General features: G+C 44.7%; 23 protein-coding genes. All 23 read left to right on the top strand.

Annotated elements, in window-relative coordinates; all coding sequences use genetic code 11:
• Positions 1 to 15 precede the first annotated feature (15 nt).
• The 23 genes from nifE (at position 16) to yqfD (ending at position 24,353) form a co-directional block, all read left to right on the top strand.
• Positions 16 to 1,383, top strand: coding sequence for a nitrogenase iron-molybdenum cofactor biosynthesis protein NifE (gene nifE / locus LJE72_RS01610; RefSeq protein WP_229245600.1), 1,368 nt, complete (start codon positions 16 to 18; stop codon positions 1,381 to 1,383).
• The gene (nifN, locus tag LJE72_RS01605) at positions 1,376 to 2,671 is read left to right on the top strand and encodes a nitrogenase iron-molybdenum cofactor biosynthesis protein NifN (RefSeq protein ID WP_229245598.1); all 1,296 of its coding nucleotides are present in this window, start codon (positions 1,376 to 1,378) and stop codon (positions 2,669 to 2,671) included. Before nifE ends, nifN begins: the two co-directional genes overlap by 8 nt.
• A gap of 141 nt (positions 2,672 to 2,812) precedes the next feature.
• Positions 2,813 to 3,214, top strand: a complete 402-nt coding sequence (locus LJE72_RS01600; protein ID WP_229245596.1) for a NifB/NifX family molybdenum-iron cluster-binding protein — start codon at positions 2,813 to 2,815, stop codon at positions 3,212 to 3,214.
• Between the two features lie 98 nt (positions 3,215 to 3,312).
• Positions 3,313 to 3,582 (top strand): 4Fe-4S dicluster domain-containing protein, encoded by a 270-nt coding sequence (locus tag LJE72_RS01595; protein WP_229245594.1) that lies wholly within the window; start codon positions 3,313 to 3,315, stop codon positions 3,580 to 3,582.
• Positions 3,583 to 3,943: 361 nt separating this feature from the next.
• The gene (locus LJE72_RS01590) at positions 3,944 to 4,780 is read left to right on the top strand and encodes a radical SAM protein (RefSeq protein ID WP_229245593.1); all 837 of its coding nucleotides are present in this window, start codon (positions 3,944 to 3,946) and stop codon (positions 4,778 to 4,780) included.
• A 25-nt stretch (positions 4,781 to 4,805) separates the two neighbouring features.
• Positions 4,806 to 5,921, top strand: coding sequence for a homocitrate synthase/isopropylmalate synthase family protein (locus LJE72_RS01585; RefSeq protein WP_229245591.1), 1,116 nt, complete (start codon positions 4,806 to 4,808; stop codon positions 5,919 to 5,921).
• Positions 5,922 to 6,144: 223 nt separating this feature from the next.
• Positions 6,145 to 7,044 carry a glutamate formimidoyltransferase gene (gene ftcD / locus LJE72_RS01580; RefSeq protein ID WP_229245589.1) on the top strand — a complete coding sequence of 300 codons (900 nt, stop codon included), beginning with the start codon at positions 6,145 to 6,147 and terminating at the stop codon, positions 7,042 to 7,044.
• A gap of 29 nt (positions 7,045 to 7,073) precedes the next feature.
• A complete protein-coding gene (locus tag LJE72_RS01575; RefSeq protein ID WP_229245587.1) occupies positions 7,074 to 7,700 on the top strand; it encodes a cyclodeaminase/cyclohydrolase family protein in 627 nt (208 codons plus the stop codon).
• A gap of 239 nt (positions 7,701 to 7,939) precedes the next feature.
• The gene (locus LJE72_RS01570; RefSeq protein ID WP_229245586.1) at positions 7,940 to 8,815 is read left to right on the top strand and encodes an AraC family transcriptional regulator; all 876 of its coding nucleotides are present in this window, start codon (positions 7,940 to 7,942) and stop codon (positions 8,813 to 8,815) included.
• Positions 8,816 to 9,314: 499 nt separating this feature from the next.
• Complete coding sequence (lepA, locus tag LJE72_RS01565) at positions 9,315 to 11,120, top strand: translation elongation factor 4 (RefSeq protein ID WP_229245584.1); 1,806 nt, start codon at positions 9,315 to 9,317, stop codon at positions 11,118 to 11,120.
• Between the two features lie 103 nt (positions 11,121 to 11,223).
• Positions 11,224 to 12,435: a radical SAM family heme chaperone HemW gene (gene hemW / locus LJE72_RS01560; RefSeq protein WP_229245576.1), complete on the top strand. Its 1,212-nt coding sequence runs from the start codon at positions 11,224 to 11,226 to the stop codon at positions 12,433 to 12,435.
• 187 nt (positions 12,436 to 12,622) lie between these two features.
• Entirely contained in the window at positions 12,623 to 13,654 is a 1,032-nt protein-coding gene (gene hrcA, locus LJE72_RS01555; protein WP_229245566.1) for a heat-inducible transcriptional repressor HrcA, read from the top strand.
• Between the two features lie 138 nt (positions 13,655 to 13,792).
• Positions 13,793 to 14,398 (top strand): nucleotide exchange factor GrpE, encoded by a 606-nt coding sequence (gene grpE / locus LJE72_RS01550; protein ID WP_229245565.1) that lies wholly within the window; start codon positions 13,793 to 13,795, stop codon positions 14,396 to 14,398.
• A gap of 19 nt (positions 14,399 to 14,417) precedes the next feature.
• Positions 14,418 to 16,253, top strand: a complete 1,836-nt coding sequence (dnaK, locus tag LJE72_RS01545; RefSeq protein WP_229245564.1) for a molecular chaperone DnaK — start codon at positions 14,418 to 14,420, stop codon at positions 16,251 to 16,253.
• A 791-nt stretch (positions 16,254 to 17,044) separates the two neighbouring features.
• Positions 17,045 to 18,154, top strand: coding sequence for a molecular chaperone DnaJ (dnaJ, locus tag LJE72_RS01540; protein ID WP_229245549.1), 1,110 nt, complete (start codon positions 17,045 to 17,047; stop codon positions 18,152 to 18,154).
• Between the two features lie 16 nt (positions 18,155 to 18,170).
• Complete coding sequence (gene prmA / locus LJE72_RS01535; RefSeq protein WP_229245547.1) at positions 18,171 to 19,097, top strand: 50S ribosomal protein L11 methyltransferase; 927 nt, start codon at positions 18,171 to 18,173, stop codon at positions 19,095 to 19,097.
• Positions 19,097 to 19,834, top strand: a complete 738-nt coding sequence (locus tag LJE72_RS01530; RefSeq protein ID WP_229245538.1) for a 16S rRNA (uracil(1498)-N(3))-methyltransferase — start codon at positions 19,097 to 19,099, stop codon at positions 19,832 to 19,834. Before prmA ends, LJE72_RS01530 begins: the two co-directional genes overlap by 1 nt.
• 382 nt (positions 19,835 to 20,216) lie before the next feature.
• Positions 20,217 to 21,548: a tRNA (N(6)-L-threonylcarbamoyladenosine(37)-C(2))-methylthiotransferase MtaB gene (mtaB, locus tag LJE72_RS01525; RefSeq protein ID WP_229245937.1), complete on the top strand. Its 1,332-nt coding sequence runs from the start codon at positions 20,217 to 20,219 to the stop codon at positions 21,546 to 21,548.
• 77 nt (positions 21,549 to 21,625) lie between these two features.
• On the top strand, positions 21,626 to 21,970 hold the full coding sequence (locus LJE72_RS01520; RefSeq protein WP_229245536.1) for a histidine triad nucleotide-binding protein: 345 nt from the start codon (positions 21,626 to 21,628) through the stop codon (positions 21,968 to 21,970).
• 133 nt (positions 21,971 to 22,103) lie between these two features.
• The gene (rpsU, locus tag LJE72_RS01515) at positions 22,104 to 22,280 is read left to right on the top strand and encodes a 30S ribosomal protein S21 (protein WP_014904736.1); all 177 of its coding nucleotides are present in this window, start codon (positions 22,104 to 22,106) and stop codon (positions 22,278 to 22,280) included.
• A gap of 13 nt (positions 22,281 to 22,293) precedes the next feature.
• Complete coding sequence (locus LJE72_RS01510; RefSeq protein ID WP_073028649.1) at positions 22,294 to 22,746, top strand: GatB/YqeY domain-containing protein; 453 nt, start codon at positions 22,294 to 22,296, stop codon at positions 22,744 to 22,746.
• Positions 22,747 to 22,896: 150 nt separating this feature from the next.
• Positions 22,897 to 23,178, top strand: a complete 282-nt coding sequence (locus LJE72_RS01505) for a YabP/YqfC family sporulation protein (RefSeq protein WP_229245534.1) — start codon at positions 22,897 to 22,899, stop codon at positions 23,176 to 23,178.
• Positions 23,178 to 24,353, top strand: coding sequence for a sporulation protein YqfD (gene yqfD / locus LJE72_RS01500; RefSeq protein WP_229245532.1), 1,176 nt, complete (start codon positions 23,178 to 23,180; stop codon positions 24,351 to 24,353). The genes LJE72_RS01505 and yqfD overlap by 1 nt, the downstream gene beginning before the upstream one ends.
• The last annotated feature ends 50 nt before the right edge of the window (positions 24,354 to 24,403 follow it).

Genomic DNA, 24,403 nt, shown 5'->3' with positions numbered 1-24,403 from the left:
AGGGGAGGGGTCTTTGTGTTTACCAATCTTACAAAATTGGATCTCAAAGATAAAGAATGCATGTCGGATGCCGGTTCGCCTAAATTATGCATGAAGGCCCTGCCTGGCGAAGGTGCAGAGAGAAGTTGCGCTTATGACGGGGCGCGAGTTGTGCTCATGCCAATTACGGACGTGGCCCACCTTGTTCATGGACCGATTGCCTGTGCCGGAAACTCTTGGGATAACCGAGGAGCTCGCTCCTCCGGTTCCCAACTGTACCGCCGGGGACTCACCACAGACATCATGGAAAATGATGTAGTCTACGGCGGAGAGATTAAGCTTAAAGAGTCGGTCTTGGAAATCGCGGCGAAACATGATCCGAAAGCAATCTTTGTCTATGCAACCTGTGTTTCTTCATTAATAGGGGATGACGTGGAGAAGGTTTGCCGGGAAGCGGAAGCTGAACTGACGATCCCGGTGATTGCCGTTAATTGTCCCGGCTTTTTGGGAGATAAGAATATCGGAAATCGTATTGCGGGGGAGGTTTTATATGATCGGGTTATAGGGAGTGCTGCCGGTTCGGATGAGAAAATACCCCTTTCCATTAACCTGATCGGAGAATATAACATTGCAGGAGATCTTTGGGGGGTTTTACCCGATTTAAAGAACTTAGGAATTACCCTACAAACGGCTATTACCGGGGATGCCAAATTTGATGACTTGCGTTCAGCACACAGAGCCAGTCTTAATGTGCTTATCTGCTCTAAAAGCTTGACCAATTTAGTTCGGAAAATGGAAATTCGCTATGGCATACCTTTTATGGAGGGGTCGTTTTACGGGATTCATGACACTTCTGAAACTCTGATTAAGATTGCCAAAGCACTGGGCGATCCCGATTTAGTGGAACGAACCTTAGTCTATGTTCAAAAGAAAGAAGACGAAACACGTAAAACCATTGCAGGGTATAAAAAGTTACTTGAGAATAAACAGGCCATCTTGTTCACGGGCGGGGTTAAAACTTGGTCCATGGTGTCGACTTTGGCTGAATTAGGGATCAATATTTTAGCTGGAGGAACCCAAAACTCGACGCCTGAAGATTTTCAGCGTATGAAACAATTGATGGATCCTTCGGCCCAGATTATCGAAGACACAAGTTCAGCAGGCTTTCTCAAGATTATTGCGGAGAAGAAACCGGACCTGATCGTGGCCGGAGGGAAAACAAAGTATCTGGCCCATAAGACAAGAACTCCCTTTTTGGATATTAACCATGGAAGAAAACTTCCTTATGCAGGATATCAGGGGATGATTACTTTCGCAGAGACCTTAGCTCGCACAGTGCTTAGTCCTGTTTGGGGACATTTAAAACGGGAATTCCCGCCAAGAGAGGGTGAACTGGATGACTAAGCTAAGACATTATAATGGGAACCCTCAGAAAAACAGCCCTGCTTTAGGCGCTACTCTGGCCTTTCTGGGTGTCAATGGACTTCTGGCATTACTTCATGGCTCTCAAGGATGTTCGTCATTTATCCGCTTACAGCTTTCCAGGCATTACAAGGAACCCATTCCTCTTAATTCAACCGCTTTATTGGAGGAGTCAGTTATTTTTGGGGGGTGGGATCATCTTAAGAAAGGAATTGCCGTGGCGGCGGATAAATACAAGCCTCAAATTATTGGGGTTATGAGTTCGGGTCTCACGGAAACCTATGGAGATGACATGGTAAGTGCTCTGGCCAGTTTGCGTTTAGAACGCCCGGATTTAGAGGATCTGCCAGTGGTGCTGGCCGGTACACCAGACTATATCGGTTCTATGCAAGAGGGTTATCAGCGAACGGTGGAGGCTCTGCTCATGACCTTAGCCGGAAAGACCAGCAAGACTAAGTCCCCGGGACTTGCGAATTCTAACGATGCTCCTTCTGTAGCCCTTTTGCCTGGCTGTCATTTAACGCCTGGGGATGTGGATGAACTAAAAGAGATTGTCAAGAGCTTCGGATATAGAGTGATTACGGTTCCCGATCTTTCGATTTCATTAGATGGGCATGCTGAACTGGAGGCTGCACCGGTGGTACAAGGAGGAACGCTGATCGAAGAGTTTCAGCGCTTACCGGAATGTAAGGCTTGCTTTTCCTTCGGGCTAAGTATGGAAAAAGCGGGAGAATTCCTAAAGAAAACTTACGAGATCCCTCATTTTAATAGTCCATCATTAACCGGTTTGACGGCAACAGATAGGTTCATCTTAACCTTGGCTAAGATATCGGGTAAGACGATACCGGAAAGGCTTTTGCGCCAAAGAAGCCGTTTATTGGATACGCTGGCTGATTATCATGACCAACTTGGCGGTCAAAAGATTGCCATAGCCCTGGAGATGGATCTTTTGTACAGTCTGGGTTCCTGCTTGGTCGAGGTTGGATCGGAAATTCCTGTGGCCTTGTCGGCATCCCAAGGAAGCGGTAATACCTTATCGTTACCTTTTCCTGTAGAAGTAGGTGACCTGGAGACGCTGGAGGAAAGGGCCGCAGATTGTGATTTGATCATTGCCAATTCCAACGGACGGCAAGCGGCAGGGATGCTCAAAGTTCCTCATCTCCGAGCCGGATTGCCTGTCTTTGATCGTGCGGGTTATCCACAAAAACGTTGGATTGGGTATGAAGGCACTCAGCAGTTTTTGTTTGACATGTTAAATTCACTGAGTTAGAGAGCCACCCTTCAAAATTCTTTTGCTTCTATGAAGAGTAGATCTGATAATGGCTTATTACCAAAGGGCGTTAATATCACTGGCCTGATGCTAATGATTGGGGGAAAAAGAGATATTTAGAGATTAAAAGGAGGTTTTAGTATGCTGGTAGCCTTTGCTAGTAGCGACGGAAAAACGATCGACTCGCATTTTGCTTCATCCCCTTCATTTGAGATGTATAAATTCACGGACGAACCGCAAGAGATTATCCATACATCCCTTGCAGCTGAAGATATGGAGGAATCCGAAGATAAAGTTGATGTGCGAATTAAGATGCTTAAAAAGTGTGCCATTGTGTACTGCACTCAGATCGGCGGTCCCGCGGCAGCTCGGTTAGTACAAAGTGGTATTCATCCTTTGAAAGTACCGGAAGGTACGAATATTGCTGATGAACTTGAAAGATTGAATAAATTGCTGCAATCCAAAAAGCTGCCGCCTTGGTTAATGAAGAAACTTGGAAAAAATGCCAGGGCTGAGGCTGCTTCAAGTATTAAGTTTTTTTAGAAAAGTATTCTGAGATTAAGCTCCTAAAGAATCGAAGTTTGAGAAGTAGGGAGAAACCGAATTAACCTAGGGATCAGTTAGAAGGAGGATGGATAAAATTGAGTGACGTTTTAGTATATAAAACCTATGGAGGATTACCCTGGACTCCCAAATTTGTAGATGAAATCAATAAAGCTGTGTGCCTGGGATGTGGACGATGTGTGAAATTATGCGTCCAGGAATGCTTAAGCTTGGAAAGTTTCGAAGATGATGAGGGGACAGAACGACATGTTGCCAAGATTGCCAATAAGGATCAATGCATTGGTTGTCAATCTTGTGGTAAGATCTGCGTTCGCCGGGCGTATACGTTTAAGGCAAAATCAGCTTGATTTTGTGAAAGGGACACTGACATGTAGGTGTGTACTTTTGGACTTGGAAAGGAGTGATGTTATTCCCTGTAAGTCGTTATTGCGGCCTTAATGTACAGAGTATAAACTCCCGACGGTCATTCCTCCAACAGGGATAGAGATTAGAACACCGCCATGGCTCTACCAAGGACTGTTGGAATTAAATTTAATGCACCGCCAAGATTTAACCAAGGACGGTTGGAATTAGTATACCGCCGTGGTAACAAGGTTGTCGTGATGGCGAGGTGTCTTAAATCGCTAGATGCTGGAGGTCTATTTATTGCAGTAGGGCTTTGGAAGTGGATTGGCAACAAATAAGAATGAACGATGGGAGAGATTAAATATGCATAGAGAATGTAATCATGCGAATATGACGGGCACAAATTTAAATCAAGGACATCCCTGCTTCTCAACTTCCGGGCACGGAAAAACCGGACGAATCCATTTAGCGGTAGCGCCCGAGTGTAATATATCTTGCAATTATTGTGTGCGCAAATTTGATTGTGCCAATGAATCTCGTCCGGGAGTGACCAGTAAGGTGATTAACTCTGAAGAAGCGATTAAAACAGTCCTAAAGGCAAAATCCTCTGCTATAGGGTCTCAACTGACTGTTGTAGGAATTGCGGGCCCCGGAGAACCATTAGCTAATGAGGAGACCTTTAAATCTCTGAGAAAGGTTAAAGAGCACTTTCCGGAAATGATTCTTTGCCTGAGTACCAATGGACTTCTCTTACCTGAAAAGCTCGCAGAATTAGTGGATATAGGAGTTTCCCACGTTACAGTAACGATCAATACACTCGACTCGCAAGTAGGTGCTAAGATATATAGTCATGTTCGCTGGGAAGGAAAAACTATGATTGGTCCTGAGGGGACAAGGATTCTGATAAATAATCAATTGCTGGGGCTTGAGCAAGCGTCAAAGGCCGGAATGACGGTGAAAGTCAATACTGTGGTTATTCCTGGGGTCAATGAACACCTGTTATATAGTTTAGCCTTGGAAGTTAAAAAAAGAGGAGCGCATATTCACAATTTGTTGCCTTTAATTCCTCAAGGGAAACTCGCTCACACAATGGCTCCCCCCAAAGAGCTGATTAAAAACTACCGAAGCGTTCTGAGCTCAATTCTTCCCCAAATGATGCATTGTCAACAATGCCGAGCGGATGCAATTGGTTTGGTCTGATTATAAGAAAGGGGTTAAAGTTAAGATGGCGCAACGGGTTTTATTATGCGATACAACCCTAAGGGATGGAGAGCAGGCTCCCGGAGTTTCATTCGGTTGGCCGGAGAAAGAAATGATTGCCCGGGCCTTGGTGGACGCTGGAATTGATGAGTTGGAAGTAGGAGTACCAGCTATGGGTGGTGCCGAAGAGAAGAAAATTTCTCAGTTGGTCGCTCTCAAGTTGCCGGTTCGGCTAATCACCTGGAATCGCGTGGTTTTATCGGATCTCTTGGCAAGTTATCGAACTGGTGTCGAGGGAGTTGCCATTTGCATTCCCACTTCTGAACAGCAAATTAAGTATAAGTTAAATAAGGATCGGGGCTGGCTTCTCGATCAGATGGGCCAATGTGTGCGCAATGCCAAGCAAGAAGTAGGCTATATCGTTCTCGGGCTGGAAGATGCCAGTCGGGCAGATTTGAACTTTATTAAAGAGATTATTTTGGAGGCTCAAAAATTAGGGGTTGATAGAATTCGATTTTCTGACACCATGGGTATCCTTGAGCCACTGCAGGTTTTCTTTACCTTACAAGAATTAGCAAAGCTATCGAGAATACCCTTAGAACTTCATGCTCATAACGACTTAGGAATGGCGACGGCTAATTCTCTGGCAGCGGTTCAGGCGGGTTTTAAAGCGGTAAGTGTTACGGTAGGAGGCTTAGGAGAGAGAACCGGCAATGCTGCCCTCGAAGAAGTTGCGGTTGCTCTGAAATACTGTCTTAAGCAAGAGGTGAGACTTGACCTTAAACGCTTAAATTCAATTGCCTCAATAGTAAGCGCAGCATCTGACCGTAAGATTCCTCGGGCAAAACCGATTATTGGATCTGACGTATTTACTCATACCTCTGCTATTCACATTGATGGGATACAGAAGGACTATGCTAACTATCAGACTTTCCCGCCGGAGAGCGTAGGCAGGAAGCACTCAACTACCTTTGGCAAGCACATCAAGTCTAAGAACGTTGTACGGCTGCTCAAATCAAGAGGAATGGACTGTGATCAAGACACGGTTAATGAACTGTTAGGTAAAGCCCTGGATAGAATTAAGCAACTCAATAGGCCCCTGGAGGAAGAGGAATTCTTAGGAATTGTGTTAAGCTCATGACAGATATAGAAAACTTGGCTAGTGACAAAAACAAACGACAAAAACCTTCTTTTAAGCAAATTGCTTGAAAAGGAGGTTTTTGTCATTTAGTGTAGAATTGGTCGGATTGGATTACTTAACCGAGAGAGGACACATAATGTATCAATACTTAGGACAAATGGAATCTTAATTTGCACACAGCAATAAACTTTGTATTTTAAATTTGAGAGGGGTCAAGAATAAAATGGGAAAACTCGTAGAATGTGTACCGAATTTTAGTGAGGGGCACCGTCCGGAAGTAATAGAGGCCATCGTAGAGGAGGTTAAAAAGGTCAAGGGGGTAAAACTTCTGGATGTTAAGCCTGACGCCAGCCATAATCGAACAGTCGTAACCTTTGTGGGGGAACCCCAAAGTGTTAAACTTGCCGCCTTTAATGCCTGTGCCAAGGCGAGTGAATTGATTGACATGGAGCAACAACAAGGAGGGCATCCGCGGGTTGGAGCAATGGATGTCATTCCCTTTATTCCTGTTAAAGAGGTTAGCATGGAAGAATGTGTTCAGCTGGCCAATGAACTGGGTTCTGAGATTGCAGGCAAGCTGGGTATCCCTGTTTATTTGTATGAGGAAGCAGCTAAAGTACCGAACAGAAAAAGGCTGCCTGATGTTAGGAAAGGCGAGTATGAGGGTTTAAAGGCTGAAATAAGTAAACCTGAACGACATCCTGATTACGGTCAACCTAAATTGCATCCTACAGCTGGTGCTACCGTGGTTGGTGCACGTCAATTCTTGGTGGCTTACAATATTAATCTGGGTACCAATGATCTCAGTATTGCGAAAAGAATTGCTGATTCCATCCGTGAAGTTAAGGGAGGATTCAAGTATGTCCGAGCCATGGGAGTGATGCTGGAGGATCGAGATGTTGCCCAAGTGTCTATTAATATGGTTAATTATACAGGCACTCCCCTGTTCCGGGTTTTTGAGGCAGTGAAATCCGAGGCAGCTCGGTATGGTGTGAGTATTATTGGAAGTGAATTAGTGGGGGTGACTCCCTTGCAGGCGCTCCTGGATGTGGCTGAGTTCTATTTGCGATTAGAGAACTTTGACCGCAAACAGGTTTTCGAAGAGAATTTAGCTGAAGACTAATATCGAACAACGATTAGGGGGGTAAGTTTATGTTAATTAACAAGACAGTGAGTGGATTTGTGGAAGAGTTAGCGAGTAATTCCCCGGCTCCCGGCGGAGGGAGTGCGGCGGCGCTTGCCGGATCATTAGGGGCAGCCTTGAGTATTATGGTTTGCAATTTTACAGAAGGTAAGCCTAAGTTTAGCAGTGTTCAAGAGGAAATTTCCGAAATAAAGCAAAAAGGGCTGGCCTTAAAAAATGATTTAATGGATTATATTGATGGGGACACGGATTCCTTTGTTGAGGTCATGAAGGCTTATAAATTACCGAAGGAAACGGATGCTGAGAAAACTCTAAGGTCAGAACGAATACAAGGGGCTACAATACAGGCAACCCTTTTACCCCTTAAAGTAGCTGAGTCTTGTGTTGAAGTGCTGAAACTTTCGCTCAGAGTCTTAACAATCGGCAACCCAAACACGGCCTGTGACGCAGCGGTTTCCGGGGTCACGGCTTATGCAGGTTTTCAAGGGGCGATATTCAACGTTAAGATTAATTTAAGTTCCATAAATGATGAGACATTTCTTAAAAGTATTAAAGGTAAGATTGTCTCCTTACAGGAAGATGCGGATAAGTTGAATCAACTAATTTTGGTTAAAGCTAAAGAAGTGGTTGGTTAAGCGATCCTGTGAGAAGAGCCTTTCAGTGATGAAGGCTATTGTTAATCAATTCCGAGACGCCCACTTCTTGTGGGTGTTCCTTATTGCGCAATAGTATTTGTTGCGGGTCTTAAGCTTTCGTAATAATAATTTAAAAATAGGTTGTCCGTTGAAGTTGCTTGAGCCTACATATCTGTGCACGAAGTGTCGGATAGATAATTTAATTTCTGCTATTCTATTGGTGAGAGGGGGTCAGATAAATGGATTTGCTGGAAAGAATGAATGGCGCATTAAGCTATATTGAAGAAAACCTTACGGATGATATTGACTTCAAAGAAGTGGCGAGACGGGCTTATTGCTCGGAATATCATTTTAAAAGGATGTTTTCTTTTCTTGCCGGTGTTACTTTGTCGGAATACATCCGCCGTAGACGCCTTACTCTTGCGGCATTTGAATTTAATAACAGTAACTTAAGGATTATTGATGTTGCCGTTAAATATGGATATAGCTCAGCAGACTCTTTCACAAGAGCTTTTCAAAGTTTGCATGGTGTAACACCGTCAAAAGCCAGAAATAATGGTCAATCTTTAAAAGCTTATCCACCAATGACCTTCCAGTTATCAATTAAAGGAGGAATTGAAATGAACTATCGGATTGAAGAAAAAGAGGCATTTAGCATAGTTGGTATTACGAAAAGGGTTCCTATAATGTTCAACGGGGTTAATCCAGAGATTGCATCTATGTGGAAAAGTTTAGATGGTGAAATGATCAATAAACTTAAAGAACTGTCTAATGTCGAGCCCATGGGACTGATTAGTGCATCGACAAACTTTCCAGAAAGCAGGATGGAGGAAAAAGGGGAGCTTGATCACTATATTGGTGCAGCGACAACTAAGGAGTGTCCGGATAACTTAACCCAGCTTGATGTGCCTCCCTTAACATGGGCTGTTTTTGAAGCAGTCGGGCCATTTCCTGAGACGTTGCAAAATATCTGGGGACGCATTTATTCCGAATGGTTCCCATCCTCAAACTATGAACAAATAGAAGGACCAGAAATCTTATGGAACGAGCATAAAGATGTAACCTCTCCAACGTTCAAAAGTGAAATATGGATTCCTGTTTTAAAAAGAGGTTGACCTTATAAATTTGAACCTTAAATTTTTATTAGACGCTTACAAATAATAATAATAATAATGCTGTTAGGCTAACCAAACTATGAGTTGTTTCGACAGCTCTTTTTTCATGCTTAAACGATTTAGCAGTTGACGAAAGTGAACTCGATTACCCTGTGTCTGAATATCAAGACTTCAGATATGAAAGCATTTGGAGACAGTATCGTCGAAGCTTAGGCCCTCAACGATACTGTCGCTAAGAGGTGTTTTGCCTGAGCTGTCTATCTTAAAGGAACACTTCGTTGGGAGGGGGATAATATAATTGCGTAGTATTAATTTCTGTGCCTGAGCACGGCGAAAGGGATGGGACTTAATTTGAATATTGATTATGGCTATATATTCAGCATTGAATTATGTTAAGCAAAGAATTCTTGCGAAATTCCCCCTTAAGCTGTTATACTTAGTATTTAGAATATCTAAGTTTGCTAGCTTAAAACTTGATTATAGAAATGAGGACAGGACCTTGGCACAGGCGTCACAACTTATCCGCAATTTTTCAATTATTGCACATATCGATCATGGCAAATCTACTTTAGCTGACCGGCTGATTGAATATACCGGGGCCTTGAGTAAACGAGAAATGGAAGCGCAAGTTCTTGATTCCATGGATTTAGAACGTGAACGTGGGATTACGATTAAACTGCAGGCCGTGCGGTTAAATTATCAGGCTCATGATGGGAAAATTTATGAGCTTAATCTGATTGATACGCCGGGTCACGTCGATTTTACCTACGAGGTATCCCGCAGTTTAGCAGCCTGTGAAGGTGCCCTGTTGGTTGTTGATTCGGTTCAAGGAATTGAGGCCCAGACCTTGGCTAATGTTTATTTAGCTTTAGATAATAATCTGGAGCTGATTTCGGTTATTAATAAGATCGATCTCCCCAGTGCGGAGCCTGAGCGGGTTAAACAGGAAATTGAAGATGTCATTGGTTTAGATGCCAGTGAGGCTATTCTGGCTTCGGCAAAGACAGGAGTTGGAATTGAAGAGATCCTCGAGAGGATCGTGGCTATGGTTCCGCCCCCCAAGGGAGATGATGAGGCGCCTCTGAAGGCCTTAATCTTCGACTCGAAATTTGATGCCTATAAAGGTGCTATTTCCTATGTCAGGATTGTAGAGGGACGAGTTACTAAGGGTACGACGATGAAAATGATGTCCAGTGGAAAGACCTTTGAAGTAACTGAGGTAGGAGTGTTTGCTCCTTCGATGCGTATTGTCGAAGAGCTTAGAGCCGGGCAAGTCGGATTTATCTGTGCAAGTATCAAAAATGTCAAGGATACTCAGGTTGGAGATACAATTACGGATGCAGATAACCCCGCTGATAAAGCCCTGCCCGGTTACAGGAAGGCCACTCCCATGGTGTTTTGTGGACTCTATCCAGTAGAGGCCAGCGATTATAATCGGCTTCGCGATTCCTTGGAAAAGCTTCATCTCAACGATGCAAGTCTGATTTTTGAGCCGGAAACCTCAATTGCTTTGGGCTTTGGTTTTCGGTGCGGATTTCTCGGCTTACTCCATATGGAGATTATTCAGGAACGGTTGGAGAGGGAATATGACCTCAATTTGATCACTACGGCACCCAGCGTAATTTATAAGGTGACCACATTAAAAGGGGAAGTTTTAAACATCGATAATCCCTCAAATCTCCCCACGGTGGACCAAATTGTCAGTATAGAAGAGCCCATCGTTAATGCCACGATTTTGGTTCCCTCTGAGTATGTGGGGGCGATCATGGAGCTTAATCAAGAAAAGCGCGGAACCTATTCCGCTATGGACTATGTGTCTAAGAGTCGTGTGAAACTGATTTATGAACTTCCATTGAGTGAGATCGTTTTCGATTACTTCGATCAATTAAAGTCACGAACCAAAGGGTATGCTTCATTAGACTATGAACTGTCTGGTTATAAAGAAACGGATCTCGTCAAGATAGACGTCCTTTTGAATGGGGAAATGGTGGATGCGCTTTCATTTATCGTCCACAGAGCAAAGTCTTATAATCGGGGAAGGAAGCTTGTTGAGAAACTGCGCGGCATCATCCCCAGACAGATGTTTGAAATTCCGATCCAGTCTGTGATCGGGAATAAAGTCATTGCCCGTGAGACAGTTAATGCCATGAGAAAAGATGTCTTGTCTAAATGTTACGGGGGAGATATTTCCCGGAAACGAAAGCTGCTCGAGAAGCAAAAAGCAGGGAAAAAGCGTATGAAGCAAGTAGGCAGTGTGGAAATTCCCCAGGACGCTTTTATGGCAGTATTGCAGATCGAGGATTGATGGTCGAGGAATTGATTAGCCAAGAGGTCTGTTAGTCGAAGAATCTATGATAAGGCATGATGCTAGGGCAGCATAAAAAACAAGGGAAAGAGTGTATGTTCGTATGCCGTCTTTATACGTTCACGTTCCATTTTGTATCCGAAAATGCGATTACTGTGCTTTTTATTCTCATTCCCTGATGGATTCTCCCAAGGATCTTATCTCCGTGTATTTAGAGGGTTTAGAAATAGAGATGGCAAAGATGCAAAAAGATGCCCCTCAAGGGGTGTCTTCTCTTTTTATTGGTGGCGGGACTCCGACTGCATTGAAGGAGACCGATCTGGAACGCTTGCTTAAGATGATTCAACGGTATTTTCCTATGGGCATGGGAGTGGAGCAAACGATGGAAGGGAATCCGGGGACTATTACGGATGAGAAGGCCAAACTGATAAGGAATCACGGGATTAACCGATTTTCTCTGGGGATACAGTCTTTTAACGACCAATTGTTAAGCGCTGTGGGGCGAATTCATACTGCTAAGCAAGCTCGTGAAGCCATCAGACGATTGAGAGAGGCAGGGTTTAAGAATCTTAATCTGGATTTGATGTTTGGGCTTCCCGGCCAAACTATGGAGTTATGGCAGACTTCTTTGGAAGAAGCTCTCTCCTATTCCCCTGAACACCTGTCCCTCTATGGGTTAATGCTGGAAGAGGGAACGCCGCTTTATGAACGATACGCAGGAGAAACCAGCGGGGAACAAGGTGATTCACGAGAGGTGCGAGGGACTGTGCTCGACTCCACTGGCGCAATGCAGGTTGATTTACTTCCGGATGGGGATCTGCAGGCCGAGATGTATGAATGGGCTGTGATGCGATTAAGACAAGCCGGATACAGGCAATATGAAACCTCGAATTTTGTGCGTCCTGGCTATGAATGTCAACATAACTTAGGGTACTGGCGGGGGGCGGATTATATAGGCCTTGGCCCGGGAGGGGTATCTTGTTTGAACAGGGTGCGCTGGAAAAACATCGAAGAAGTATATGCTTATGAAAACCTGTTGCGCAAGGGGCAGAGCCCTTTGGATGAGTCAGGGAAAGAGGTTTTATCTTTGCGCGACTGTATGGCAGAGCGCATGATTTTGGGCTTGCGTCTTGAGGAGGGAGTCAATTTCCAAACATTTGAAAATGATTTTGGAGCGGATCTTAGGGATATTTACAGATCTGTTTTGGAACGCTATAAAAATGATGATATTTTCATCATGGTCAAGGGTAATTATTTATGCTTAAATCCCAAATATGCTTTTGTGGCAAACTCTATCTTACAAGAATTTGTTTAGGTCCTTTTATGTGAGTTTAATATCTTTAAAATGATTCTTGACAAAGCGAAAATGACGTGGTAATGTGAAGACATCAACTGTTAGCACTCATCGATGGAGAGTGCTAACAACGAAAAACATAGCTTGATTGTTGTTAAGTATCTAGGTACTTTAGATGGGGATCAGTTAAGAAAGCGGGGAAGCATGTATGCAAATGGATGAGCGCAAACGAAAAATATTGCGAGCGATAGTTCAGGATTATATTGCTACCGCTGAACCGATTGGTTCTCGAACGATTGCACGTAAGTTTGATATGGGTGTATCCTCAGCTACTATCCGAAATGAAATGGCTGACTTAGAAGATTTAGGGTTTATTGAACAACCCTATACTTCTGCAGGGCGAATACCTTCGGATGCAGGGTACCGATACTTTGTGGATTGTCTGATGGATCCTCAAGTACTTAATCCTGAGGATATGGAGATAATCGAGCGTGAGAGTACGAAAAGAATCAATGAGCTCCAGGAAGTTATAGCTCATACCAGCAAATTATTATCTGAGCTGACAAACTTAACGAGTCTTGTCCTGGGACCGCATAAAGGGAAGAGTACTTTCGGAAAAATGCATTTTCTGCCGTATCAACCGGGTCAGGTTATTATGGTGATTGTCAAAGAAAATGGCGTGGTGGAAAATCATATTATTGATGTCGGCGAGAATCTGACGGCGGAAGAACTGCAGCAAGTGGCTGGAGTCTTTAACCAGAAAATGCGCGGGTATTCCATAGGTCAGGTTAAACGCAGTATTCTTCATGAAATTTACAGTGAGTTGTCGAGGCAAAGACTCCTTATAGATAACGCTTTAGATATGTTAAGAGCTATATTGGATGATAACGAGGACGAGGAGCGTATCCATCTCGGGGGAACCCTCAATATGCTCAATCAACCGGAATTCAAGGATTTGAGCAAAGTTAAAACCTTGTTCAAAGTTTTTGAAGAGAACGAGTCCTTGAAAAAAGTATTAACCCCCCGCCAGGAAGGACTAAATGTGACTATTGGTGGAGAAAATACATTGAAGGAATTTCGTGATTGCAGCATAATCTCTGCAACCTACAAAGTAAATGGATTAATGATCGGGGCGGTGGGCGTACTGGGGCCAACCCGTATGGATTACGCCAAAGTCATTGCTATTGTTGATTTTATGACACGAAGTTTGACGGAAGTTTTAACGAAACACAGGCGGTGACGAGGGTCACGAAGGCTGAGCGGGAGTTGGGAACGACAGGAAATGGGTTATTGTTTGATATGCGGTGACTGAGCCTTTGGGTTCATTCTATATAAATAAAAAAACTTATGATGATTAAGTTGCGAGAGGTGATTATGCATGGCGCGAATGAGAGAAGAAACTCTCAGAGGCCGAAAGCTTAGTGCGGATGAGGACCAAGTGGGGGATGCGCAAGAGCGTGACCTTGAGAATCCTCCGGGAGAAGATAGTCTGGGCAGCGATGATATGAGTCCTTTAGAAAAAATCATGACGCTGGAGGCGGAGCTTGCCCAAGCCAAAGCTAAAGTAGATGAGCATTACGATCATTTGTTAAGATTACAGGCCGAATTCGATAATTATCGAAAGCGGACGCAGAAGGAAAAGACAGATATCGTTAAATATGCGTCTGAACGTCTTGTGGTTGAGTTGCTCCCTGTTCTGGACAATTTTGAACGGGCAGCAAGTTCAGCTGAATTAAACCCCGATTTTAATGCTTTTTCTCAAGGGGTGGAAATGATTTTTCGTCAATTGCAAACTGCGCTTAATAAGGAAGGACTCAAGGTAATCGAGGCTACGGGGCAACCTTTTGACCCGAATCTTCATGATGCAGTGCTCCGAGTTGAGTCTGATGAACATCCTGAAAATACTGTCGTAGAAGAACTACAAAAAGGGTATTACCTTAAAGAAAAAGTTTTGCGTCCCAGCATGGTAAAAGTTTCGAACTAGTTAAAGGAGGAAGATTATAATGGGTAAAATTATTGGTATTGACTTAGGTACAACTAACTCTTGCGTGTCAGTTATGGAAGGTGGAGAAGCTGTTGTCATTCCTAATGCGGAAGGAAATCGTACAACTCCATCTGTCGTTGGTTTTTCTAAATCTGGTGAGCGACTGGTCGGACAGGTAGCTAAACGCCAATCCGTTTCTAATCCTGATAAAACTGTCAGTTCCATTAAACGTCATATGGGCACAGATTTCAAAGTGAAAATTGATGATAAAACATATAGCCCTCAAGAAATTTCTGCAATGGTTCTCCAAAAACTCAAAACAGATGCTGAAGCTTATATCGGGCAACCGGTTACTCAAGCGGTCATTACAGTACCTGCTTATTTTACAGATGCCCAACGCCAAGCTACTAAAGATGCCGGTTCCATTGCGGGACTTGAAGTCCTTCGGATTATCAACGAGCCTACGGCAGCGGCGCTTGCCTACGGTCTTGACAAAAAGGATGATTCAACGGTTTTGGTGTATGACTTGGGAGGCGGTACCTTTGATGTATCAATTCTCGAATTAAGCCAAGGTATGGTTGAAGTGAAAGCTACAAGCGGGAATAATAACCTAGGTGGAGACGATTTTGACCAACGCTTAATTGATTATATGGTAGCAGAATACAAGAAAAGTCATGGCGCAGATCTCTCCAAAGACCGAGTTGCTCTTCAACGTTTGAAAGAAGCTGCGGAAAAAGCTAAGATTGAGCTTTCCGGTGTTACAAATTCTAACGTGAACCTTCCGTTTATTACAATGACGGAAGAAGGACCTCAACATTTGGATATGAATATTTCACGAGCTAAATTTGAAGAAATCATTTCGGACCTTGTAGAATCCACCATTGGACCTACACGCCAAGCGATTGAAGATGCTAAACTGTCTTGGAACCAAATTGATCAAATTATTTTAGTGGGTGGATCTACTCGTATCCCTGCAGTTGTGGAAGCTATTAAGAAATTAAGCGGTAAAGATCCTCATAAAGGCGTTAATCCGGATGAAGTGGTCGCCATGGGTGCGGCTATTCAAGGGGGCGTGCTCAGTGGGGAAGTTAAGGATATGATCTTGTTGGATGTTACTCCGCTTTCCTTAGGGATTGAAACCCTTGGTGGAGTATTTACCCGGATCATTGATCGTAACTCGACCATCCCGACCACGAAATCTCAGACATTCTCAACCGCTGCCGACAATCAAACCTCTGTCGACATTCATGTGCTCCAAGGAGAACGTGAAATGGCAAGCTACAATAAGACTCTGGGACGTTTCCAATTGACAGGAATTCCTCCTGCACCACGCGGTATTCCACAAATCGAAGTCAAATTTGATATCGATGCCAACGGTATTGTTCACGTTTCGGCTAAAGATGTGGCTACCGGAAATGAACAAAAAGTGACAATTACTTCTTCTACTGGTCTTTCCAAAGAAGATGTCGAGAAAATGAAGCAAGATGCTGAAGCTCACGCAGAAGAAGATAAGAAACACAGAGAGTTAATCGATGCTAAGAACCAAGCGGATTCCCTAGGCTATCAAACAGAGAAAACTCTGAAGGAATTTGAAGGTAAGGGTGATGCTGCCGAAGTTGAAAGCATCAAGAAGGCGCTGGAAGAGCTGAAAACAGCGGGTGCCGGTGAAAGTGTTGAAGAGATTAATGCTAAAACTGAAGCTTTGAATAAAGTTCTTCACCCTTATATTGAAAAGATGTATCAACAACAAGCGGCTCAAGATCCAAATGCTGGGGCACAACCTGAAGCTGAGCCTTCTAAAAAAGATGATGATGTTGTGGATGCTGAGTTCACTGAAGTGAAGAAGGATCAATAAAGGGGTTTGGGGTCGTCCGGGGGGACGGAGTGAAATTGCTCCGCTCATCCAAGGCGCCGTCGCTATCACGCTTGATTACGAGGCGAGCTTAGGCAAACAAACCTCTGGGCTTACTGCATGTGAACCTGTGCCACGCTGGCACCTCGTAATGTAAGCGCGATTGATCGCGACTCTGCCTAATGGATTCGCTCTGCAAGTTCACTCCGTCCTGGCTGGGGTCGACGGGGGTAAGGGCCGACGAGGGAGGGCTGGAGTGAAATTGCTCCGCTCACCCAAGGCGCCGCCGCTATCACGCTTGATTACGAGGCGAGCTTAGGCAAACCTCTGGGCTTACTGCATGTGAACCTGTGCCACGCTGGCGCCTCGTAATGTAAGCGCGATTGATTGCGACTCTGCCTGATGGATTCGCTCCGCAAGTTCACTCCAGCCTGTCTGGGGTCGACGGGGGCAGGAATCGACGAGAGTTTGGTCGACGAGGGCTAAGACCGACAGGGGATGGGAACGCCTGGGGTGAAGTTGAATTGCTGCGCTCTCAACTTGATTGATTGAAGTCAATATGATGGATAATTGGGTGTTTTCGCTTCGTAAGGGTGACTTGGTGATATTTTATTTAGGATATTTTTGGGGGTGCAAAGGCTTGGAAGGCCTTTGTGCCCGCATTTGTTTGTAGAAAAGTTGAAATAGATTCCCATTAAATTGGATATTTCCTTGTGCTTCAGGCCGAAGGATCATATAATACTATAGAACTTTACTGTCTAAGTATGGGTTAAGCAGGAGTGTGGAGGGAAATAATGAAACGCGATAATTATGAAGTGCTCGGGGTCGAGCGGAATGCCGGTGAACAGGAGATTAAAAAGGCTTATAGAAAATTAGCCCGTCAATATCATCCGGATGTCAATCCGGGTAATAAGGAAGCGGAAGAGAAGTTTAAGGAAGTTACTGATGCGTATGATGTTTTAAGTGATCCGGAGAAGAGAGCGCGTTATGATCAATTTGGTCATGCAGATCCCAGTCAGGGTGGATTTGGAGACGCTGGGGGCTTCGGCGATATTTTTGATATGTTTTTCGGCGGAGGCGGCGGAGGACAACGGCGCGGCGGTCCGCAACGGGGTTCCGATTTGCGCTATGCGATGACTTTGAGTTTTGAAGAAGCGGTGTTTGGCGTAGAAAAAGAAATCCAGATTCCGCGGGATGAAACTTGTATGGATTGTCAGGGTTCGGGGGCTGCACCTGGAACCCATCCTACGACTTGTTCTCAATGTCATGGGAGCGGGCAAGTTAAGGTCACTCAACGAACACCCTTTGGTCAAATTCAAACAGCAAGAACTTGTCCAACCTGTCAAGGTGAAGGTCGCACTGTCAGCAGCCCATGTTCTACCTGTCAAGGACAAGGGAAGGTCCGCAAGGTTAAAACCATTAAGATTAGTGTTCCTGAAGGGTCTGAAGACGGCTTAAACTTGAGGTTGAGCGGTGATGGTGAAGCCGGGGCAAAAGGCGGGCCGCCTGGAGATCTTTATATCGTTTTACAGGTTAAACCACACAAGTTCTTTGAACGTGACGGAAATGACGTTTATTGCGAGATTCCGATTACCTTTGTTCAAGCGGCTCTGGGCGCGGAAATCGATGTTCCTACCCTAGATGGGGTTGTTAAGATGAAAGTCCCAGAAGGGACACAAACGGCTACGATCTTTCGGCTTAAAGGGCATGGTGTACCACGTCGCCGAGCAAGCGGCCGCGGGGATCAGCATGTTCGAGTAGTTTTGACAACTCCAACTAAGCTTAATGAAAAGCAAAAGAAACTCTTGCGTGAATTCGGGGAAGTTACTTCTGAACAACAACAAATGGGTAAAAAGTCCCTGTTCGAGAAGTTCAAAGAAAACCTTCGCGATGCAATGGGGTAAAAAAGGAGTATAAACTATGGATTGGCGTGAAGTGGCGGTAACAGTTTCATCTGAAGGAGAGGAAACTGTTGCCGATCTTTTTTATGAGTTGGGTTGTCCTGGTGTCAGCGTGGAAGATCCGGAACTTTTATTAAGCTACATGGAATCCGGTGAGTGGGATTACCATGCTTTTGAAGAGGTGGAACTCACCGGAACCTGTGTGGTTAAGGGTTACTTTCCAGAGGATGATGAACTGACGGATAAGCTGAATAAGATCGATTTAAGAATACTTGAGCTCATTGAGCGTTATCCTCACTGGCTTATTTTAAGTAAGGGACTCTCGTTAAAGGAAGAGGATTGGGAAACTGCCTGGAAAGCCTATTTTAAACCATTGCATATTGGCAAGCATTTTCTGATTAAACCAACTTGGGAGCAAGTTAATATTAAGCCTGAGGATGTGGTTCTTGAGCTTGATCCGGGTATGGCCTTTGGTACGGGAACCCATCCTACCACAACCTTATGTTTAAGGACGTTAGAGGACATTATAAGACCGGGGCACATGGTTTTCGACTTGGGAACAGGTTCTGGAATTCTTGCTATTGCAGCGGCAAAACTCGGGGCGAAGGTAGATGCGGTGGATCTTGACTCGGTCGCAATCAGGGTGGCTCAAGAAAATGTTACTTTGAATAATGTGAATGATCGAGTACGAGTGTTACGGGGAGATTTGGGGACTGTGCTTGCCGGACAGGCAGATGTTGTTATTGCCAATATTATTGCTGACGTAATTTTAATGTTACTGCCGGATTTGAAGCGTTTATTACATCAGGATGGTGAGTTTTTGGCGTCCGGAATTATTGACAATCGGGCCGATGAAGTTGAAGTTGCCCTAAAGGAAGCAGGATTTAAAATTATAGAACGTGTCGAAGATTCTGGCTGGATTTTATTTCGAGCGAGGTGGGCTTAATGAATCGGTTTAAAATTACTGAACTGGGCAGAGATGTTTTTTGGCTGCGTGATGCGGAACGAGAACATCTCGTTCGTGTCCTCCGACTTTCCCCGGGAGATTTGGTGGTGGGTTATGATAATACTGGGCGGGAATATACCAGTGTTATTGATAATATTGAGGATAAAAGTGTCACCTGTCGAATTCTCAGTACCGATCAACCGGATGTAGAAGCTCATACCTCGGTTTTTGTGGTGGCAGGCCTTTCCAAAGGGGAAAAGATGGAATGGGTAATTCAGAAAGGAACTGAGTTGGGAATGGCAGGGCTTATTCCTTTGCGCGCTAAACGTTCTATCGTGCATATTGAAGGGAAAAAAGCTCAGGACAGGGTCCTTCGTTGGCAAAAAATTGCCTCCGAGGCTTCAAAACAGTCTCATAGGGTACAAGAACCCGAAATATTTGAGGTGTGTGATTGGAAGGAGCTTAAAAAACATTTACCTGAGAATACTCAGTGGCTTATTCCTTATGAGGAAGAGAAGACGCAGCGCTTGACCTCTGTGCTTGGAACGATGAAGGCTGAACACCCGACTGCTGTAATCATTGGCCCTGAGGGCGGGTTTGAAGAGACTGAGGTAGCTTGGGCGCAAGAAAACCTGGGTGCGCAAAGTGTTTCGTTGGGACCCAGGATTCTTCGGACGGAGACTGCAGCTGTGGCAACCCTTACGTTGGTGTTGGGGCATTTTGGGGATATCGGGTAGGGGACTTGTGTGTACATAGCTCGGTCATACGACGCAGAGCAAACTAATCGTTCAAGCTCTTGGCTTTGCCCGCCAGATGAGCCGTCCGTGGCTCACTGGCGGCAGTGTACATCCCTGTACACTGCCCCGTATGTGGGGTCGCTTGAACGGAAGTTTGCTATTCTGCTTACGTAAAGACGTCGCTGATGTATCACACTGCGTCCCGGGGCTGGGAACGGGGGAGACGTTTGTTTGGGAAAAGGCACATTTCATGTGCGGCCTTCTATGCAAGTTTGGGGAGTTGTTCGAGACTGAGGCGAGAAGTGGGCTTGGCTCACAGGCAGCGCGGATGTCTGCTTTGGAGACAGTAAACCATGAACCACGGAAAAAGGTGGAATATTTAATGCCCTATGATAGTCAAAATTCAATGGTCGAACCACAAAAAGCGGTTTGTTTCGTCACACTGGGCTGTAAGGTGAATCAAACTGAAAGCGAAGCGTTGGCTCAACTTTTTCGAGAGGCGCAGTATCAAGTGGTTAGTGCTCAAGAGGAAGCGGATGTTGTTGTTGTTAATACTTGCACTGTGACGAATACTGGTGACAGTAAATCCCGTCAGGTCATTCGCCGGATGATTAAGGCTCACCTCGAGAGTGTTGTGGTAGTCATGGGTTGTTATGCTCAAACGGCTCCGGAGGAAGTTTTAGGAATTGAAGGAGTGGATCTGGTTCTCGGGACTCAGGATCGCGCGAAAATCCTGGAATGGATAGAGAAAGTTAAGGCGGAGAAGGTGCCTCAGAATGCTGTGCGGGGGATTTGGGATGCTGAGGAGTTTGAAGAGCTTCCGCAACTTAGTGAAGAGCACCGGACGAGGGCGATGCTGAAGATTCAGGAAGGGTGCAATCAGTTTTGTACGTACTGTATTATTCCTTATGCCCGAGGGCCTTTACGCAGTCGGTGCCCTGAGAATGCCATTGCTGAGGCTCGGCGGTTGGTTGAGGAGGGGTATCCGGAAATTGTCTTGACGGGTATTCATACAGGATTCTATGGTGAGGATTTGCATGAAGATTGGAATTTGGCTCGTTTAGTAGGGGAGTTGGAAAAAATTCCTGGTCTCTGCCGCTTGCGGCTGAGTTCAATTGAGCCAATGGAATATACGTCTGAATTGATTGAAGGCATTGCTTCGTCGGATAAAGTCTGTCCTCATTTGCATATACCCCTTCAGAGTGGAAGCGATAATGTGTTAGCTCGTATGCATCGTCCCTATGATTTAAAGGAGTACAGTGCCTTATTGGCAAGACTTCGACAGCGGATTCCGAATCTTGCTGTGACGACTGACATAATTGTCGGTTTTCCCGGGGAGACGGATGAAGACCATGCCTCTACTATGGAGTTTGTAAAGTCTTGTAATTTTTCCGGCATTCATGTGTTTCCATATTCTAAGCGGAAAGGGACTCCTGCAGCGGATTATCCGGATCAGGTTTTGAAGCAATTAAAGGATCAAAGGGTCAAGGAGCTTTTAGTGGTTGCACGGGATAGTCAGGCAAAGTTTAGTCGCAGTTTTATTGGAAAACCTGTGGATGTATTGATCGAAAGAGTTGATTTAAAAGGATGTGCTGTTGGGCATACTCCTCATTATATTCAGGTGGAAATTCCTACGCGTGCGGATGGCAAGCAGTGGGTCTCAGGAGAATTTGTCACTGTTGTGTTGGAGGAAAATCATATCAAATTTTCTTAAATCCTCTGAAAGAAAGATTGTGAAGTTGTCAATCTAGTTGTTTAAGGTGAATAAGATATGGGAGGTAATGAATACAAATGTCAGATTGTATCTTTTGTCAAATAGCCCTTGGTAAGGTTCCCAGTGAAATCGCTTATGAAGATGATGAGTTAATTGCTTTCAAAGATATTCAGCCGTTAGCTCCTGTGCATTTGGTAATTATTCCTAAAAAACATTTGCGCAGTCTCAATGATGTAACCCCCGAAAATGAACGGTTAATCGGCCATCTTTTTGGGATCATCCGACGGCTTGCAGGGGAGTTTGGAGTGGCAGAATCTGGCTACAGAGTGGTTGCCAATACTGGGACAGACGGGGGACAGGTCGTGGGGCACCTGCATTTTCATTTACTCGGTGGTCAGGCCCTGAACGCTAGAATTGGATGATGTTTAGGGATGATTTGAGTTAGATCGGTTGAGATAACCAGTCTTCCGACTAAAGTGAGCTTGACGCGACCAACTTCATCCAGTATAATAATGAAGTATATTTGTGATGATCCAGTGGAGGGAGGGATAGACAATGAGTGAAGTCAAAGTTGGTAAAAATGAATCCCTTGATGCCGCACTCCGCCGGTTCAAGCGTTCTTGTCAAAAGGCAGGTGTTAGTGCAGAAGCTCGTAAGCACGAGGCATATGAGAAACCAAGTGTGAAGAGAAAGAAAAAGTCTGAAGCTGCACGTAAACGCAAGTTCAAGTAAGGAGTGTCTCGAATTGACCCTGAAAGATCGCTTGGTTGAGGATATGAAGGCTGCCATGAAGGCCAAAGAGGAGGGGAAGGTTAGACTTTCCGTCATCCGAATGGCTAGGGCTGCCATAAAAAATGCTGAGATCGACAAGAGAATTGAATTTAACGATGAGCAAGTCATCGAAGTTTTAGCACGCGAAATGAAGCTACGTCGGGATGCGCTTGAAGTTTTCGGGCAAGCGGATCGCCCCGATAAGGTTAAGGCTCTGGAAGAGGAAATAGTCGTTCTAATGGATTACCTTCCTCAACAGCTTTCCGAAGGGGACATTCGCAAACTCGTTCAAGAGACCGTTACCACACTAGGGGCACAAAGCATTAAAGACCTAGGGAAAGTCATGGGGGCATTAACTCCTAAGACTAAAGGACGGGCTGATGGCAAAATTGTCAATCAGATCGTTCGGGAAATCCTTGGGGCATAAGCTTAATTATGCTTAGTAAAAGAGGCCCAGTTACGGAAGTAACTGGGCCTCTTTTATACGATTTTTCTAAAATGTTTAAAACAATTTGATCAAGGCTTGGACTATTATTGCTTTTCCTTTCATAAATATCCAGAGAAGGGAGGGCTTTTTTTGTTCAAGAAAATACAGACCAGCGTTGGAGAAGTTTTGGATTTTCCACCGGATGTAGTGGGAGAAGGTCCTAAAATTACGATAACTGGACGAAGGCAAATAATGATTGAGAATTACAGCAGTATTCTTAACTTTTCAGAGGAAGAAATACGACTGGAAACTGCGGAGGGTGATATCTTTTTTAGAGGAAAGGGGTTAATGCTTAAGGTTATCTTAGCTACAGAACTGCAGATCGAAGGGGAATTGTCTTCCTTTTCGTTTGGCGGAGGGGAGATAAAGTAATGTTTGAATGGTTGCGAACGTTCTGGCATGGGCGAATTCTTTTCCTCGCACGGGGAGAGCAATTAGCGCGTTTCGTTAATCTAGTCTCAAGAGACGGTATCGTTCTTTATCATACCCAAAAATCTGAGCGGGGGATGCGGGCACAGATTAAGCTTGCAGATTTTCGGCGGTTGCGCAAGGCCGCACGCCAGACACGTACAAGGGTACATATTGTTGCTAAATATGGCTGGCCTTTTGTTGCTGCGCGTTGGTGGCGAAGAAAAGGACTATTGCTGGGGATTTTAATTATTGCTTCTGTACTGACGATTCTGTCTCAACTTGTGCTTTCAATTTCCGTGTCGGGAAACAAGAATCTTATGACTCCAGAAGTACTTGAACGGGCTGAAAATCTTGGGCTTAAAACATGGGTGTATTCGAAGGAATTAAATTTAAACGGGATTGCCAAAACACTTCAGGAACAACTGCCTGATGCCGCGTGGATAGGTATAGAACGTCATGGGACGAATATAGAAATCAAAGTATCGGAGAAAATACGTCCGTCAATTCCCAATGAGGCAGGGAACCTTGTCGCTAGTCGTGCAGGGATAGTTAAGGAAATTATGGTGATTGAGGGGACGCCGCTGGTTCATGAGGGGGAAACCGTTCGGGCTGGGCAAGTCTTAATTAAGAGCCCTGAAAATAATCAGAGCACTTCAAAAGATACCCCCCCTGTCTCAGTGGCCAGAGGGTTTGTCCGAGCACGAGTATGGTATAGTGCTGAAGCTCAAATTCCATTAATTGAGGATAAAGTAGAGGAAAGTGGAAGAGTTGCCACGGGAAGAGGTATAAAATTTGGTTCCCGCGTTATAATGCTAACAATACAGAATTCTCCGTTTGAGCAATCTCGCCAAGAAGAGATCAGTCAATCTTTAAAACTCTGGAGGAATTGGCGTTTTCCTGTCGAAGGTATAAGAGTGAATCATATAGAACTTCGTAATTTGCATATTGAACGTTCTGTTGATGAAGCTCGCCAACTAGCTGAACAAGCAGCTCGGGCCGAAGTCCGGAAAAAGATCACGCTGGGAGTTCCAATCGTGTTAGAAACAGTGAAGGTTCTTTCTAACAACTCCGATTCAGAACGAGTTAGAGTAGAAGTAGAAACCTACGAAGATTTGGCTGTATATGCCAATCCGTAGGAGCAGCGATATATTTTGCCAATGGGGAAGGCGTGAACCCTAGGTATGGC

Origin of the sequence: Desulfosporosinus shakirovi, from assembly GCF_020595055.1 — a bacterium.
GTDB classification, from domain to species: domain Bacteria; phylum Bacillota; class Desulfitobacteriia; order Desulfitobacteriales; family Desulfitobacteriaceae; genus Desulfosporosinus; species Desulfosporosinus shakirovi.
Note: the sequence above shows the minus strand (reverse complement) of the source record. Positions and strands in the feature narration are given on the sequence as shown.

What these genes read in the sequence shown, in the direction of transcription:
- nifN (WP_229245598.1), top strand. Translation starts at nt 1,376, where the DNA reads ATGACTAAGCTAAGACATTATAATGGGAACCCTCAGAAAAACAGCCCT.
- LJE72_RS01570 (WP_229245586.1), top strand. Translation starts at nt 7,940, where the DNA reads ATGGATTTGCTGGAAAGAATGAATGGCGCATTAAGCTATATTGAAGAA.
- grpE (WP_229245565.1), top strand. Translation starts at nt 13,793, where the DNA reads ATGGCGCGAATGAGAGAAGAAACTCTCAGAGGCCGAAAGCTTAGTGCG.
- LJE72_RS01600 (WP_229245596.1), top strand. Translation starts at nt 2,813, where the DNA reads ATGCTGGTAGCCTTTGCTAGTAGCGACGGAAAAACGATCGACTCGCAT.
- hemW (WP_229245576.1), top strand. Translation starts at nt 11,224, where the DNA reads ATGCCGTCTTTATACGTTCACGTTCCATTTTGTATCCGAAAATGCGAT.
- hrcA (WP_229245566.1), top strand. Translation starts at nt 12,623, where the DNA reads ATGCAAATGGATGAGCGCAAACGAAAAATATTGCGAGCGATAGTTCAG.
- LJE72_RS01575 (WP_229245587.1), top strand. Translation starts at nt 7,074, where the DNA reads ATGTTAATTAACAAGACAGTGAGTGGATTTGTGGAAGAGTTAGCGAGT.
- prmA (WP_229245547.1), top strand. Translation starts at nt 18,171, where the DNA reads ATGGATTGGCGTGAAGTGGCGGTAACAGTTTCATCTGAAGGAGAGGAA.
- rpsU (WP_014904736.1), top strand. Translation starts at nt 22,104, where the DNA reads ATGAGTGAAGTCAAAGTTGGTAAAAATGAATCCCTTGATGCCGCACTC.
- LJE72_RS01590 (WP_229245593.1), top strand. Translation starts at nt 3,944, where the DNA reads ATGCATAGAGAATGTAATCATGCGAATATGACGGGCACAAATTTAAAT.
- dnaJ (WP_229245549.1), top strand. Translation starts at nt 17,045, where the DNA reads ATGAAACGCGATAATTATGAAGTGCTCGGGGTCGAGCGGAATGCCGGT.
- LJE72_RS01530 (WP_229245538.1), top strand. Translation starts at nt 19,097, where the DNA reads ATGAATCGGTTTAAAATTACTGAACTGGGCAGAGATGTTTTTTGGCTG.
- LJE72_RS01585 (WP_229245591.1), top strand. Translation starts at nt 4,806, where the DNA reads ATGGCGCAACGGGTTTTATTATGCGATACAACCCTAAGGGATGGAGAG.
- dnaK (WP_229245564.1), top strand. Translation starts at nt 14,418, where the DNA reads ATGGGTAAAATTATTGGTATTGACTTAGGTACAACTAACTCTTGCGTG.
- LJE72_RS01520 (WP_229245536.1), top strand. Translation starts at nt 21,626, where the DNA reads ATGTCAGATTGTATCTTTTGTCAAATAGCCCTTGGTAAGGTTCCCAGT.
- yqfD (WP_229245532.1), top strand. Translation starts at nt 23,178, where the DNA reads ATGTTTGAATGGTTGCGAACGTTCTGGCATGGGCGAATTCTTTTCCTC.
- mtaB (WP_229245937.1), top strand. Translation starts at nt 20,217, where the DNA reads ATGCCCTATGATAGTCAAAATTCAATGGTCGAACCACAAAAAGCGGTT.
- ftcD (WP_229245589.1), top strand. Translation starts at nt 6,145, where the DNA reads ATGGGAAAACTCGTAGAATGTGTACCGAATTTTAGTGAGGGGCACCGT.